The organism is Sporichthya sp. (assembly GCF_013815995.1).
In the GTDB taxonomy this organism is placed as follows: Bacteria; Actinomycetota; Actinomycetes; order Sporichthyales; family Sporichthyaceae; genus Sporichthya.
The window spans coordinates 1-14,116 of record NZ_JACDFE010000113.1; the positions used below are offsets into that span (position 1 = coordinate 1).

Consider the following 14,116-nt stretch of genomic DNA (forward strand, 5'->3'; position numbering starts at 1 on the left):
CCAGATGCCGGTGGCGCGGGCGCGCGGCTGGCCCATCGGGAAGGCGTGCGCGATCAGGCCGAGGCTGCAGGCCATGATCGCGGCCGCGCCCGCGCCCTGGGCGAGCGCGCCGGCGAGGTAGACGCCCGGGTTCGGTGCGACGGCGCAGACCGTGCTGGCGATGGCCAGCACGTACGCCCCGCCGATCAAGACGCGCTTGCGCCCGTAGTCGTCACCGAGTGCGCCGGCCGAGATCAGGGTGGTCGCCATCCCGAGGCTGACCGCGGCCAGCAGCCAGGTCTGGGTGCCGGTCCCTGCGTCCAGGCCGGCCGCGATCGAGGGCATGATTCCCAGCGGCGTCGTGTAGACGCACAACGCGATGAACGTCCCGATCGCGGCGACGACGAGGGTGCGGCGCTGCTCGGCCCCCTGGGACAACGGCAGTGTGGACCGCGCCTCGTCCTGCGTCGTCGCAGGCTCCAGCGTCGCGGTCACGTCGGTCGAACCACCCATCGCACGCAGAGCATTCCCGACCGGACGGTCAGGCATGCGTCCCAGGATGGCCCGCGAGCGTCAGGAACGTCTCCGACTTTGCTCTGGATCACATCCGGGTTGATCCAGTGAGCCTGAGCTGCGCTGCAGCTCACATGCAGAGCGGCTGCAGGTGGTCCGGTCAGTCGCAGTCGGATTTGTCGGCGCCGGTGGGCAGGGCCAGGCGTGAGACCAGCGTGTAGGTGCCGGCCGCGGGGACCTCGATGGTGGTCCACTCATCGCGCGCCACCACGCAGCCGACGGATCCGCCCGAGTCGGCGGCGGTGAGGGTCAGCAGCGGCGACCAGCGGATCTGCAGGTGCACCGGCCCGGCCTGGGCAGCCCGGAAGGTGATGTCGCTGGCGTCGATCTCGAGCAGGGTCGCGCCGCGCAGCAGCGGGCTGTCCTGCTGGACCTGGAACAGCTGCCAGGACTCGTCGGCCCAGATCGGCGTCAGATAGCCCAGGCCGGAGCGGATCAGGTCGGCCTCGGCCTTGGCGGCGTAATCCAGCGAGCCCTCGGTCGGCAGGGCCACCCAGCGGACCGCGAGGTCGGAGAGGAAGGCGCGGTAGTTCGACGAGGACAGCGTGCCGTCGTAGAAGAACGGGTTGGCGGCCCGGTCGGCCTGGCGGTCCCAGCCGCGGGCGATCGGCACCGTCGGTGCGACGTACGCGGCGGACCAATGCGAGGCCGGGTCGACGATCTCCACCCGCTGGCCGAGCGCGGCCGGCCCGTCGGCGCCCGAGCGCTGCTGGAGCTGGTCCACCAGCGAGGCGTAGTAGCTGCGGCTGGCCTGGGGGCTGGCGGCCTGCGCCAGTTGCAGCGACAGGTCGGTGACCGGCCAGGACAGCGCGCCCATTCCGAGCACCGCGATCCCGGCGCGGCGCAGCGCCAGTTTGGGCAGCGCCGGCAGCACGGCGGTCGCGACCGCAGCCGGGCCCGCCGAGAGCCAGACCAGGCGCATCATGTTGGTGCCGACCGCCGTGGGGACCAGGGCGAAGGCGACGACGGCGCCGGCGAAGACCACGGCGCCGACCCGGATCTCGCGGGACGGGCAGACCACGGCGGCGACCCCGGCGGCAACGAGGGCGAGCGTCACATGCCACCACGGGAACGGCATCGTCCCGGCGTTGACGAACACGATCGCCAGGGTCCCGGCCGCGCCGACGAGCAGCGCGGACACGATCAGCGCGGCCCGGCGGCGGGAGGGGTCGACAATCGCCACCGTCACCGCGATCAGGCCGAGCCAGAGCCCGGCCAACGGGCTGAACAGGCACGCGGCGACGGCGGCAGCGCTCGAACCCCAGGTCTGACGCCGCTTCAGGAACATCAGGGCGAGAACGGCGGCGGCGAGGCCGAGGGCGAAGGTGACCCGGCCCGTGAGCACGTTGAGGACGACGCCGACGCCGAAGATCGCCGCGCCGGCGCGCGGCCGGCGGGTGCCTTCGAACAGGGTCGGGGCGGCCGCGCACGCGACCAGCCCGGACAGCGCAGCTGAGAGGCCCACGCCGACGTGCGCCATCACCCACGGGCTGCCGACGGAGTAGCTGGGCAGCGTCAGGCCGCCGAACCAGCCGGTCCACCACAGGTAGGCGCCGTCCTTGGCGGCCTCGGCCCGCGCGGTCTGCGCCGCCAGGTCCGGGACGTTGGGGGGGTCGAGCAGATAGAGCCCGAAGACGGCCGCACAGGCCAACACGAAGCCCATGCGCCACATCGGTTCGTCACGACGAGCGCGAGCGGTGTCCGCCGAATGCGTCCTCACTCCGTACCCGTCCTGTCGCTCACTCGCCCTGTCCCACGGTCGCGCCAGCGCTGATGGAGTTGGGGCTACCCTACGCGGTGCGATTCAAAGACCGGCTCGACGCGGGTTGCCAGCGGGTGAATGTGTGACTGACAACAGTGAGGCGGCCCGGGCCGGTGCCGTCCGGGTGCTGCACGACCACTGGGACGAGGCCCGCGGGTACACCTATCCGCACCGCAAGACCTACCCGCACCAATGGTTGTGGGACTCCTGCTTCGCCTCGGTTGCCTGGGCCGCAGTGGGAGAGCCGGAGCGCGGGGTGCGCGAGCTCACCAACGCGCTCTCCGCCCAGTTCGCCCACGGCTTCGTGCCGCACATGCGCTACGCGTTCCCGAACGACGAGCGGGGGCCGCGCACGGACTGTTCCTCGTTCACCCAGCCGCCGATCTTCGCCCACGCGGCTCGGGTGCTCGCGGGCCACCAGGAACTGGATGCGGACCTCATCGCCCGGGTCCGCAAGGGCCTGGAGTGGCTCTGGGCCGAGCGGCGCACCCCGGACGGGCTGATCTTCCTGGTCCACCCCTGGGAGTCCGGCGCGGACGACTCGCCGCGCTGGGACAGCTGGGCGGCGGCCTTCCTGCACGCCAACGACTGGAACCGGCTGCGCTGGCGGCGCTGGCGTTGGTCGCGCCTTGACCGCCACCTGGTCACCCAGGCCGAGTACGACGCGGACGGCGCGGCCGTCGGGTCGACGTCCTTCGTCGCCGCGCCGGCGGCCTTCAACGCGATCACCGCGCATGCCGCCGCCGAGTACGCGGCGCTGACCGGCGAGACGGCGTGGGCGGACCGGTCCCGCGAACTGGCCGAGGTGATGGATCGTCAGATGTGGCGGGAGTCCGAGGGGCTCTGGTCGGACGTCGCGGTCGTCGGCGGTGGGGAGAGCGTGCACGTGCCGACGCTGGACGGCGTCCTGGGCGCCCTGGTCACCACCGACGCCGCGAAGGCGACGCGGGCGCTGGACCAGCTCGCCGACCTCAGCCGGTTCGCGGCGCCCTACGGGTTGAATTTCGTGGCCCGGGAAGCGCGCAGCTACAACGCCGACCAGTACTGGCGGGGCAGCGCCTGGATGCAGATGAACTACCTCGCCCGCGTCGCTGCCCTGCGGTGGGAACGGACCGACCTCGTCGACGCGATCGGCGACATGTCGCGCCGCGGCGCGCTGAAGGGCAGGTACGCCGAGCACTGGAACCCGCAGAACGGCAAGGGTCACGGCGCGATCCCGCTGACCTGGTCGGCCGTCGTCGCGGCCATGTGACGCTGCATCAGGCAAACCATTAGGCGTGTCACGCCTAATGGTTCGTTATCCACAGGGCCTCAGCAGTTGCGCGGCTTGGGGTCCTTGCCCGGGCCGGTGGAACAGATGTCCTTCTTCGGTCCGCCCTGCAGGGTGTCGACGCCGCGGTTGCCGTAGAGCTTGTCGTTGCCCGGGCCACCGAGCAGCGTGTCGTTGCCGCGGTCGCCGACCAGGACGTCCTTGCCGTCTCCGCCGGAGAGGGTGTCCCGTCCGTCGCCACCGCACAGGATGTCGTCACCACGGCCGCCACTGATCAGGTCGTTGCCCGGCCCGCCGTAGAAGATCTCCTTGGCCATGGTGCCCTTGAGCTTGTCGTTGCCGCGGGTGCCGTAGACGGCGAAGTACCCGCCCGGGATCCCTGCGTTCGGCGCGCAGGCGGCCGCGGTCGCCGGCGTCGGGGTGACCGCGCCGCAGACCAGGTCGTGGTCGAAGCCGGCCTGGATGTACTGCGCGAGCACCGTCGGAGCGCCGGTGAAACTGGTCGCGCAGTTACGCGCCGCCGCCGCGGCGGTCACGCCCGCCACCCACAGCGGGGCGGACTCCATCGGGTAGTCCGGGGCGAAGCGCCCCGACCACGCGGCCCGATAGCTCTCGGCCGTCGCGGCCGAGAAACCCCCGGTGATCTGGCCCCACTGGAGCCCGGTCGAGTACAGCCCGACCTGGGCGACGCCGTTGGCTCGCAGATGGTCGAACATGCCCTGCAGCGCCGCGGCGTTGCCCGGTCCGTCGCCGTCCCAGCTGTTGGCGGTCTCGACGTCGAGCCACCAGGTGGTGTCCAGGGCGACGTTCGCGGTGCCGGCGACCTGCATCGCGCTCGCCGCCGCGCGGCGGCCGTAGATGTACGCGCACCCGGCGTCCGAGGGCGAGGTCGCGTCCACGCACAGCGCGCCGCTCTCCGAGGTCATCGCCGTCGGCCAGTACTGGCTCTGATTCCCGGGGTTGCCGGTGTTGAGGTAGACCATCGCCTGGTTCGGCAGGGAGGTCGCCCAGGCGTACTGCGTGGCCAGGCACCGGTTGGCCGAGAACACCCTGCCGCCGTTGATGCCGACCACGCCGAAGGCGCCCACCGGGAGCGGCTTGTCGCACTGCGGATAGGACACGTCGTGCCCGATCGAGCCGGCCGGCGCGAAGCGCGGGGCAGCCGCCGCGGGCGTCTCGGCCCACCCGGCCGCCCCGAGGGCCAGCGCGAGGACGACGGCAGCGCGAAGTGACCTCATCGCTGTCTCCCCCCTGCGCGGCACCCCTCCATTGAGGACCCTACGTACCGCAAACCTCAAGCGTTCCCCGTTTACGTGCAGTCCATTCACACCTGGCTCGAGTCGTGACGCCGATGAGTTGCGGCGCCGCGCCCGGTCTACAGGGCAACTACGGACATTTCGAGAACAGGAGCACGGCAATGGCACTCGACACGACCATCGAGCGGTTCACCACCCCGGCGTTCGCCCAGCGCCGTGCGCGCGCCGAGGAGGTCGGCCGCGACGCGATCCTCGTGCTGGCGCGGATCGGGCTCGCAGTCCTGATGTTCTGGCACGTCAAGATCGCCTGGGACTACACCGGCGGCGTCGGCGGCCTGGTGCGCGGCTTCGACGTCATGGGCATCCCGTTCCCCGAGCTGAGTGCGCGCTTCAACATCGCGCTCGAATCGATCGGCGCCCTCGCCCTCATCCTCGGTGTCGGCGTCCGCACGATCGGGCTGCTGATGGCGGTCAACATGGCCGGCGCCTGGTACTACGTGCACACCAGTGGCCTGTACGCGATGGATGGCAACGGCCCCGAACTCGCGATCGCGATCGGTCTGCTCAGCCTGATGTTCGTCGTCACCGGCCCCGGTCGCGTTGCGCTCGACCACGTCCGCGGGTCGCGCCGATCCTGAACCCGATCCTGACGCGCTCCTGGCGCAGCGATTCCCGATCCCGCCCATACTGGCGGGGTCGGGAATCTCGGAGGCAGGAGGCGTCGTGGGCCACTGGTCGATCCTGTCCAGCATGGACCAGATGGAAGGCCGCACCTACGTGGTGCCGCTGCCCATGGACGAGGCCGTCGTCGCCGTCGGGTACGCGCTGCAATCCCCGGCCCGGGTCGTGTGCGAGCAGACCCCGGACGGCCGCTACGTCACCCGCACCGTCAAGCACACTCCGAGCTGGGCGTTCCTGTTCCCGATCCTGCTGCTGTTCGTGCGCAAGACCAAGACCTCCGAGTTGCTGTTCGCCCCGGTCGAGGGTGGCACCGGCGTCACCATCTACGGCGCGATCGACACCCAGGCCGCGATGCGTCTGCGCGCGATGACCACCTTGGCTCCCGTCGCGCAGTGAACCCCATCATTGAATGGGTGGGCGGCATCTTCGGTCGCCGGCGGCCGACCGGTCCGGCCGGGATGAAGGGTCAGCCCGAGTTCGAGTGCTGGTCCTGCCGCGCCGTTCTGCCGAAGCCGGGCGTTGCGTGCCCGGCCTGCGGCGAACCGCCCGCCAAACTCTGACGAACCATCAGAACTGCTGGAGCAGCATCAGGATCCCGACCCCGAGGACCAGGGTCAGCGCGACGTTCTTCGTCCGCCAGGCGACGAGCCCGGCGATCAAGCCGGCCACGAGACGCCACTGGGTCAGGTCGAACTCGCCGTGCGGGCGGACCAGCGCCGGCACCACCAGCGCGGCCAGGGCGGCCGGCGGGATCTGACGCAGGATTCGCTCGGCCCAGGGCGGGACCTCGCTCAGCTTGTGGGCCATCGCGAGGAACGAAGCCCGCATCGTGAAGGTGCCGATGCCGGCCAGCACGATCGCCGTCCAGGTCCGGTTCACGAGAGGTCCTCGAGCGGCGCCGGCGGCCCGGCCGGGCCACGCTTGTCCAGGGCGAGCTCGGCGAGGGTCCCGGCGATGATCCCGGACACCGCGCCGCACACGATCGACAACGACCCGGCGCCTGCCTCGTAACCCACGACGGTCGCCCCCCCGCCCACCACCGCGGCCACCGCCGCCGGACGGGAGTTGATCGCCGGGATGAGCAGCACCAGGAAGACCAGCGGGACGGCGAAGTCCAGCGGCAACTCCTCCGGCAGGGTGGAGCCCAGCAGCGATCCGGCCAGGGTGGCGAGCTGCCAGGCCGACCACAGCAGCAGCCCGCCGCCGATGAAGAACCAGGCGCGGCCCTTCGGGTCGTCCTTGCCCTCCCGCCAGCGGGTCACGCAGATCGCGTAGTTCTGGTCGACCATCACGTAGGACGCCATCAGCCGTCGGCGCAACGGCTCGTGCGCGAGGTACGGAGCGAGGGAGGCGGAGTACAGCAGCATCCGCAGGTTGATGGTCCAGGCCACGACCGCGGCCAGCAGGGCCGACCCGTCGCGGGACAGCACGTCGATCGCCGCCAGCTGCGAGGCACCGGCGAACAGGATGATGGAGAACCCGAGCGCGTCCCAGACATCCATCCCGACCGCGGCCGGCGTCGTGCCCGCGACCAGCCCGAACGGGATCACCCCGATCAGCATCGGCGCCATCGACGCTGCGCCGGCCCGCATCTCCGATTTCACCCGTGCGCCCCCACGCCTGGCACCGTACGTTGGGCCCACGTGACCACGCGACGGAGGTAACCGGATGCGCTACCAACTCGGCTCCGACCAGATCCCGCAGGCCTGGTTCAACGTAGCCCCGCATCTGCCCGAGCCGTTGGCCCCGCCGCTGCACCCGGGGACCGGCGAGCCGGTCGGCCCGGACGATCTGGCGCCGCTGTTCCCGATGGCGCTGATCGGCCAGGAGATGTCGGCCGAGGAGTGGATCCCGATTCCGCCCGAGGTCATCGAGGTCCTCTCGCTGTGGCGGCCCACTCCGCTGGTGCGCGCCACCCGTCTGGAGAAGGCGCTCGGCACCCCGGCGCGGATCTACTACAAGGACGAGTCGGTATCTCCGGCCGGCTCGCACAAGCCGAACACCGCCGTGCCGCAGATCTTCTACAACCAGGCCGAGGGCATCACGCGCATCGCGACCGAGACCGGCGCGGGGCAGTGGGGCAGCGCGGTCTCCTTCGCCACCCAGCTCTACGGCCTGGAGTGCCAGGTCTACATGGTCGCGGCCTCGTACCGGCAGAAGCCGTACCGCCGCGTGATGATGGAGACCTGGGGCGGTCAGGTCGTCTCCTCGCCGTCCTCGTTGACCGAGTTCGGGCGCCAGCTGCTCAAGGAGAACCCCGACCACACCGGCTCGCTCGGGGTCGCGATCTCCGAGGCGGTGGAGGACGCGGTCGGACGCGCCGACACCCACTACGCGCTCGGTTCGGTGCTCAACCACGTGCTGCTGCACCAGACCGTGATCGGGCTGGAGGCCAAGCGCCAGCTGGCCGAGGCGGGGGAGGGCCTGCCCAACGTCGTCATCGGCTCCTGCGGCGGCGGCTCCAACCTCGGCGGCATCGCGCTCCCGTTCGTCCCCGACCGGGGCGAGGGCGTGCGCCTGGTGGCGGTCGAGCCGACGTCCTGCCCGACCCTGACCAAGGGCACCTACGAGTACGACTTCGGCGACGTCGCCGGCATGACCCCGAAGATGCTCATGCACACCCTGGGCCACGACTTCATCCCGCCGCCGATCCACGCCGGCGGGCTGCGCTACCACGGTGATTCGCCGATCATCTCCAGCCTCGTCAAGCACGGCTGGATGGAGGCGGTCGCCTACCCGCAGGGGACGGTGTTCGAGGCCGCCGTGCAGTTCGCCCGCACTCAGGGCTCGATCCCGGCTCCCGAGACTGCGCATGCGATCCGCGCCGTCATCGACGAGGCCCTGGCCGCCAAGGAGTCCGGCGAGGAGAAGGTGATCCTCTTCAGCTACTCCGGCCATGGCCTGCTCGACCTCGCCGCCTACGACGACTACCTGCACGACCGGCTGATCGACGGCTGAGTCGACGGTCTGGAGACCGTCACGGCCCCAGTCTTCCTGGAGAGCCCGGGCGTGCTGCTCGGGGCGTACAAGTACTACGGCCCTGACCAGCGCTTTGAACGCGAAGAGGCCCTCCCCGGAGCTCCGGAGAGGGGCCTCGTCAATGTGTCGGGGTGGCGGGATTTGAACCCACGACCTCTTCGTCCCGAACGCGGATACAACGTGTCGGCGGGTACCGGCCAGTCCCGGATCGTGGCGCTGAGCTCGGCGTTCGTGTCGACCAGCGTCGGCGGATGTCGGAGGCTGTCGGATTTCTTGATGCCTTTTCGATGCCTCGGCTTCCCGACAGATTGGTGTGGCCGGTCCGGGCTGTGACCCTGATGGAAGAGACCGCCGACATCCAGGCCGGCGCCCAACTCGGCCGCACCCTGGTCGCTGGTGGCCGTGCAGTGGCGGAGCCTCAGGCAGCAGGCGCCCGCCTCCGCGGAACCGAACGAACGTGGCGGCGGCCATCCGTCCCTTGAGCGGGTCAGCGGGCTTGGGCGTCGGTGTGCCTACCTCAGCTGCCACGTGTTGTTCTTGCTCCTGCGCTTGGCGCTGGTTGGGGCAACCTCGCCCTCGGCTTCCATGCGTCTCAGCCACTTCAGGACGCCCTCTTTGCTGAGGCCGAGCCGCTCGGCGATGGCCTGTGCGCTCAACGGGCCCTCGCCCAGGATCGCCCGGATCTCCGGACGGCGATCGCGGCGAGAGCTCGCGGGTTCTTCCCCGAGGTCGAACAACGCTGGCCCCGGTGCCGATCGGGCGGCGCCGGCTAGGACCCATACGGTCCAGCGTCGGTCGTTCGTCTTCTCGATGAGCCCGGTGGTCCCGAGGCCGGTCAGCTCGCGGGTCGCGGTCAGCGGATCGGTCCCGGTGAGGCTGCGGTAGTCCTGATTGGTGATCTGTCCCCGGCGGTGCAGGAAGGCCAGACCGAGTCGCTGCCGGTCGGTGAGCCCGGCGGTGTCGATGCCGGACAGCCACGCGACGGCAGCTTCGTCGAGCAGGCCGTGGTTCTTGATAGCGACCCGGAACTCGCGGACGGTGTCGGTGATCACCGGCGGTTCCATCCCGGCGCCGCGTAGCGCCGCGGCGGTGGCGAGCAGGCCGGAGCCGCGGTTCTCGCAGATCGTTCGCCCGCTGGAGCCGACTTCGACGTCCTCCAGGAGTTTGGCCAGCGTGGCGTTCCGGGAGGAGGAGACCGGTTCAGCGAGGAGGTCCTCGCGGGCGATGGGGCCGTGCAGGCCGCCGGGGCTCGTCACTTCGAGGCGGTCCGGGTACAGGGAGATGCGGACCTGGGTGCCGTGCGCGAGTGGGTGGAAGTCGCGGTGCATCAAGGCGTTGGCCACGATCTCGCGGACCGCTTCCTCGGGGTACTCCCACCGGTCCTCGCGTCCGAGCCCGACCACGATCGAGCGGCGCTTCATGTTCCGGCGCAAGGCGATCAGCGTCTCGGCGACCATGGCCGGGATCGGGCCGTCGATGGACTGGTTGTCCAGGAACCGGGTGCCATCGGCCAGCGGTTCACCGGTGGCGCTGGGGTAGGCGACGAAGGTGACGTCGAGTTGCGGATAAAACTGCTGTGGGAAGCGGCCGAGCGCGAGCAGGCCTGCCAAGGTCACGGCGTCCCCGTCCTCGGTGGTGGTGACCACACCCATCATCTTGAGGATCTCGTCGTCGCCGGCGTTGGCGAACACCGATCCGCGGGTGGCCCGTAGCCGGCGCACCAGCGCGGCGATCAGCTGTTCGTCGAGATCCGCGGTGCTCGCCCCGGCCACGATCGCCCGGTCGTCGAGCGGTTGGCCGCGGGAGGCCTCGAGGACGTGGACCTCGTAGGTGGTGAGCTGGCGATCCCCGTCGTGGGTGCGAACGTAGGAGCCGCGGTCCATCCCGCGGGCCTCGACGAAGCAGGGCTTCTGATCGCTCGGTAACTCTGGCACCCACGCGACCACGACGGCGCTGGCGCCGACCGCCAGGATGTCGATGTCCGCCCGGATCGGCGGGATGAGCTGGTCTGCGCACGCGCTGCCGAGATCGGCGGCGATCTTGCGCGCGTCGATCCCGACCGGGGCGAAGGCGTCCGGCTCGGAGAGGCCGAGAATGATTAGCCCGCCAGCGGAGTTGGCGAATGCGCACACCGACTGGGCGATCGAGCGGGGCAGCCCGCCGGCGGCGGCCTTGACCTCGACCGTGCGCAGGTCGGTGCCGGCCCGGCGCAAGCGATCGAGCGCGTCGTCCAGCTGGTGTTGCAGGTCCACCATCAACCGCGCCCTTCCAACAGTCAACCGACGTCCGGTTGATAGTAGCGTGTAGTTGATAGTAAAAGTTGTTAGTTGTTTGTTGGCCGGTGCGGTTGACGAGCGCGGAAGGGACCTAACACGACGTCGGACGCTACCGGCCGGCTCCGTCTGTCGCGTCGAGTTCTGCCTCCAGGGGCGCGCAGATCGTCGACGGCCGCGCTGACGTTCCAGACGTGCCCGCTTGAACTCGCGCGGATGTCCATCCTCGGCAGGCGGAGGGTGCTTAGGCTCCCGCGCCGACAGTCAGCTGCAACGCGGGCGGGATGCCGACCAGGCTTGATCTGACGCTCAATCAGTATCGGGCTGCGGTCTACTGGCGGACCTCAGCCCGTCTCGGATACACCTGAACGTCCCGCGGGACCAGCGGCGCTGACGGCGCCCTGTGGGCTGATGGCAACACCGCGCAGCTCCGTCCGAGGGGGTCGCTACCGTCCTGGGATGATGGTCACCGACCTGCACCACCTGCTCGACCTACCACCCGATACACCAGGCCCGACCCGGCGGCTGGCCGAGCAGATCGGTAGCGTCGTTCGGGCGGCAACCGCAGGTGACACCGGCACGGCCTGGGAAAGCGCGCTGCCATGCCGACGCCGGCCAGCCAACCGGGCCTGCCTTGGTCGAATGATCGTGCTCCGCCCCGAGCCAAACGCGCCGATCCAATGGCAGTGCAGCGGATGTGACGACGCCGGCGTGATCAGCAACTGGGCCGACTCGATCTTCGACCTGCGCCGCCGAAGCCTCACCGTCGCCGACACCGCCCATGACCTCGTCATCCCGAACGAGGTCGCTGCCGCGCTGCGCGATCTCCAGTTGCTGGACCCGGACGGCGAACGCCTCGTCTTCCGCATCCGCGCCCACGACGACGGCGCCGTCCTCTCCGGCAGCGACGACGATCTGGAGGACCTGATCGGATCCGTGGCAGCCGAGGCCAACCATGAGGCCAACCCGCGTCGTCGGCGGCAACTCAACGCTGCATTCGATGCGCTCAGCGGCGCGACCGCAACGGGCCGGTGACCACGATGTCCGCGGCATGACGGCCGCGCGCTGACCAGGCCGTTGAACCCCGATCTGGCAAAGCCCAGACGACTGCCGTACGGACGGCTCCATCGGCGTCACGGTCAGCTTGTGGTCAACACCTCAGCGTCACCCGTGCACGCTGCTCGGGGAGACGGCTTGAACGGTCAAGCAGCCGTAGACCGCGCTCGCTACCGCTGATCCTGCTTCGTTCGTGTCGGTTGGCGCCGGCGGGTGTCGTCGCCCGCCGGATGTTCTGATGCCTTATTGATGCCTCCGGTCCGCCGACTGTATAGATTGGGCGGCTGACCGGGGTTCGGGTTATGGGCCGAAAGTCGCGATCGGGATGACGTGAATCCCGTCGGCACGGCGGCCGCCGTAACCGGTGCTTGTGATCACCGCGAGGACGGCCGGCGCGCCGTGTCTGTTGTGATCGACGCCGGCTGCGAATCGCAACAGCGAGGCGGCGGCGGCATCGACATCCCGGGGGTTGAGCTTGATCTCGAACGCACCCCAGCCGTTGCGGACGCTGAGGACCGCGTCGACCTCGTTGCCGTTGGCGTCCCGCCAGGAGTCGACGACACCGCGCAGCGGCTGGGCGTAGATGCGCAGGTCTCGCATTGCCAATGCTTCGAAGTGGAAACCGAGTGCGTTGGGGTCTGCCATGAGTTCGGTGCTACCGATGTTCAGCGCCGCAGGTCCTAGGGAGGGGTCCACGAAGTAGCGCACTGCTGCGGTGCGCAGGCGTGTGCGTGATCGCATGTGCGGTCGCCATGCTTGCGCGTCCTCGATCAGGTGCAACCGTTCGAGGGCCTCGAGGTAGGCCGTGAGCGTTTCTTTGGCAATCGGCCCATCCGCGCCGCCGACGTCTGTCGCGATTTCGCTGGCCTTCGCGGGCTGCCCGACCGAGCGGGCCAGCGCGGCGAAGAGCCTGCGGATGTTGCGCGGATTGCGCCGCGAGCCGAGTGCGGGGACGTCCACCTCGGCGATCTGGGTGAGGTAGTCGTCCAGCCAGTCGCGAGCATCGTCCTCGGCGGCGTCGACGAGTTCTGGCCATCCGCCGACCACGATCCGTTCGACGAGGCCCTCGAAGCCCAGCTGATCTTCGGCGGCGGTGGGCGCATCGCCGTCGAACAGTGCGGAGAGTGAGACGGCGCCGCTGGCGTGGCCCGATTCAAAAAGGCTCATCGGTCGCATCCGGATGACCGCGAACCGTCCCGCGCCAGAGTGCCGGGTCGCATCATCGGCCGGCGTCGCGGAGCCGGTGAGGATGCACAGCCCGCGTTCCTGGAGATCGTCCACGTGCCGGCGCACCCGGTTCCAGAGAGCAGGTTCGACCTGCCACTCGTCGAACAGGATCGGCGTCGGGTTGTCGAACAGACGCTGCGGCGCCAGGCTCACCGCAGCGCGGGCTGCCGGGTCGGAGTCGATTCGGAAGATCGTGTTCGCCGCGCAGGTCGCGGTCGCGGTCTTGCCACATGCTTTGGGGCCCTCGATCAGGACCGCCCCGGCGGTCGCTAGTCGCCGAGCGAGTTCGGAGTCGGCGATGCGGGGGAGGTAGCGGGGCACGCCCGCACTCTACCGTTTGCCTAGATTCAAGTCGACCTTTTAGCTAAGGTGGAGCCGACCAATTGCATGCTAATGCGCGCCGGGGGCGCGCACGCCCACCGCTAGTAGACAGAGGGGGAGCATCCGGTCGCCCGGCCCCGGTCCGCTTGGAGGACCGGGCCGTTCTGAGACGATCCGAGCGTGATGCGCACTTGGCTGTAGATCCGCGTCGACCTGGTCGGGGGTCGGGGGTCGGGGGTCGGGGTGAGGACCTGTGGCCCCGCTGCCGCGCGCGAATTGATCCGGCAGCCGTCGGGCGTGTCGTCGGCGTGTCGTTCCCGGATCGTCTGGCGCCGGAGTGTCTTCACGCCGGCTGTCGGTGCCCTCGGCGATTCTGGCGGCCATGGGAGTCAACAACCGGCAGCGGCGGGCGGCGAAGGCGAAGCAGCGGACCAAGGAGCGGCGGACCCGGGCGGCGGGCCACAGCCCTGGGGAGTTCGGGTCATGGGGTTCGCCGGTCTTCGACGACCGGGACGTGATCGAGCTGGCGCTGCTCGGCTGGCTCGCTCGCGTCGCCGCGGACCCGGGGGTAGCCGACGCCGCTGCGACAGACCTGCTCACCGGTGGCCCGGGCCATCGCCGGCTGGTCGTCGAGGTCGTTACTGGCGCGCTGGAGTCGGTGCTCCCGGCGCTGACCGCGGGCGGGTGGACCCCGGACGACCTGCGGCAGGTACTGCGCCGCCGCGTCGGCGGCGGGGCG

At 70.3% G+C, this 14,116-nt stretch carries 14 protein-coding genes; 7 read left to right on the plus strand and 7 right to left on the minus strand.

The window, feature by feature from the left end; genetic code table 11:
* On the minus strand, positions 1-528 hold a 528-nt coding region (locus tag H0X00_RS13595), incomplete at its 3' end, for an MFS transporter (protein ID WP_293771815.1).
* A gap of 124 nt (positions 529-652) precedes the next feature.
* Entirely contained in the window at positions 653-2,215 is a 1,563-nt protein-coding gene (locus H0X00_RS13600; RefSeq protein ID WP_293771818.1) for a hypothetical protein, read from the minus strand.
* Between the two features lie 181 nt (positions 2,216-2,396).
* Between H0X00_RS13600 and H0X00_RS13605 the strand changes: the two genes are divergently transcribed.
* A complete protein-coding gene (locus tag H0X00_RS13605) occupies positions 2,397-3,566 on the plus strand; it encodes a hypothetical protein (RefSeq protein ID WP_293771820.1) in 1,170 nt (389 codons plus the stop codon).
* Positions 3,567-3,625: 59 nt separating this feature from the next.
* Here H0X00_RS13605 and H0X00_RS13610 read toward each other — a convergent pair whose 3' ends face one another.
* Positions 3,626-4,822, minus strand: a complete 1,197-nt coding sequence (locus H0X00_RS13610) for a hypothetical protein (RefSeq protein ID WP_293771823.1) — start codon at positions 4,820-4,822, stop codon at positions 3,626-3,628.
* 179 nt (positions 4,823-5,001) lie between these two features.
* On the opposite strand from H0X00_RS13610, the gene H0X00_RS13615 reads away from it, so the two are divergent.
* The 3 genes from H0X00_RS13615 to H0X00_RS13625 all read left to right on the plus strand — a co-directional run bounded on the left by H0X00_RS13615 (position 5,002) and on the right by H0X00_RS13625 (position 6,081).
* Positions 5,002-5,478, plus strand: coding sequence for a DoxX family protein (locus H0X00_RS13615; RefSeq protein WP_293771825.1), 477 nt, complete (start codon positions 5,002-5,004; stop codon positions 5,476-5,478).
* 85 nt (positions 5,479-5,563) lie between these two features.
* Positions 5,564-5,917 (plus strand): hypothetical protein, encoded by a 354-nt coding sequence (locus H0X00_RS13620; RefSeq protein WP_293771828.1) that lies wholly within the window; start codon positions 5,564-5,566, stop codon positions 5,915-5,917.
* Positions 5,914-6,081, plus strand: coding sequence for a hypothetical protein (locus H0X00_RS13625; RefSeq protein ID WP_293771830.1), 168 nt, complete (start codon positions 5,914-5,916; stop codon positions 6,079-6,081). The genes H0X00_RS13620 and H0X00_RS13625 overlap by 4 nt, the downstream gene beginning before the upstream one ends.
* Positions 6,082-6,088: 7 nt before the next feature.
* Here H0X00_RS13625 and H0X00_RS13630 read toward each other — a convergent pair whose 3' ends face one another.
* A complete protein-coding gene (locus H0X00_RS13630) occupies positions 6,089-6,400 on the minus strand; it encodes an AzlD domain-containing protein (protein ID WP_293771832.1) in 312 nt (103 codons plus the stop codon).
* Complete coding sequence (locus tag H0X00_RS13635; RefSeq protein WP_293771835.1) at positions 6,397-7,125, minus strand: AzlC family ABC transporter permease; 729 nt, start codon at positions 7,123-7,125, stop codon at positions 6,397-6,399. The genes H0X00_RS13630 and H0X00_RS13635 overlap by 4 nt, the downstream gene beginning before the upstream one ends.
* 64 nt (positions 7,126-7,189) lie before the next feature.
* On the opposite strand from H0X00_RS13635, the gene H0X00_RS13640 reads away from it, so the two are divergent.
* Entirely contained in the window at positions 7,190-8,479 is a 1,290-nt protein-coding gene (locus tag H0X00_RS13640) for a TrpB-like pyridoxal phosphate-dependent enzyme (RefSeq protein WP_293771837.1), read from the plus strand.
* 533 nt (positions 8,480-9,012) lie between these two features.
* Here the strand turns inward: H0X00_RS13640 and H0X00_RS13645 are convergent.
* The gene (locus tag H0X00_RS13645) at positions 9,013-10,755 is read right to left on the minus strand and encodes an ATP-binding protein (protein WP_293771839.1); all 1,743 of its coding nucleotides are present in this window, start codon (positions 10,753-10,755) and stop codon (positions 9,013-9,015) included.
* A gap of 480 nt (positions 10,756-11,235) precedes the next feature.
* On the opposite strand from H0X00_RS13645, the gene H0X00_RS13650 reads away from it, so the two are divergent.
* Positions 11,236-11,808: a hypothetical protein gene (locus H0X00_RS13650; RefSeq protein ID WP_293771841.1), complete on the plus strand. Its 573-nt coding sequence runs from the start codon at positions 11,236-11,238 to the stop codon at positions 11,806-11,808.
* Between the two features lie 321 nt (positions 11,809-12,129).
* Here H0X00_RS13650 and H0X00_RS13655 read toward each other — a convergent pair whose 3' ends face one another.
* A complete protein-coding gene (locus H0X00_RS13655; RefSeq protein ID WP_293771843.1) occupies positions 12,130-13,377 on the minus strand; it encodes a DUF4143 domain-containing protein in 1,248 nt (415 codons plus the stop codon).
* A 382-nt stretch (positions 13,378-13,759) separates the two neighbouring features.
* On the opposite strand from H0X00_RS13655, the gene H0X00_RS13660 reads away from it, so the two are divergent.
* Positions 13,760-14,116: hypothetical protein (locus tag H0X00_RS13660; RefSeq protein ID WP_293771846.1), on the plus strand; the 357-nt coding region annotated here is incomplete at its 3' end.

Bases quoted from the DNA above. Each gene is read 5' to 3' on its own strand.
- H0X00_RS13650 (WP_293771841.1), top strand. From the start codon at position 11,236: ATGGTCACCGACCTGCACCACCTGCTCGACCTACCACCCGATACACCA.
- H0X00_RS13645 (WP_293771839.1), bottom strand. From the start codon at position 10,755: ATGGTGGACCTGCAACACCAGCTGGACGACGCGCTCGATCGCTTGCGC.
- H0X00_RS13640 (WP_293771837.1), top strand. From the start codon at position 7,190: ATGCGCTACCAACTCGGCTCCGACCAGATCCCGCAGGCCTGGTTCAAC.
- H0X00_RS13615 (WP_293771825.1), top strand. From the start codon at position 5,002: ATGGCACTCGACACGACCATCGAGCGGTTCACCACCCCGGCGTTCGCC.
- H0X00_RS13600 (WP_293771818.1), bottom strand. From the start codon at position 2,215: ATGGGCTTCGTGTTGGCCTGTGCGGCCGTCTTCGGGCTCTATCTGCTC.
- H0X00_RS13610 (WP_293771823.1), bottom strand. From the start codon at position 4,822: ATGAGGTCACTTCGCGCTGCCGTCGTCCTCGCGCTGGCCCTCGGGGCG.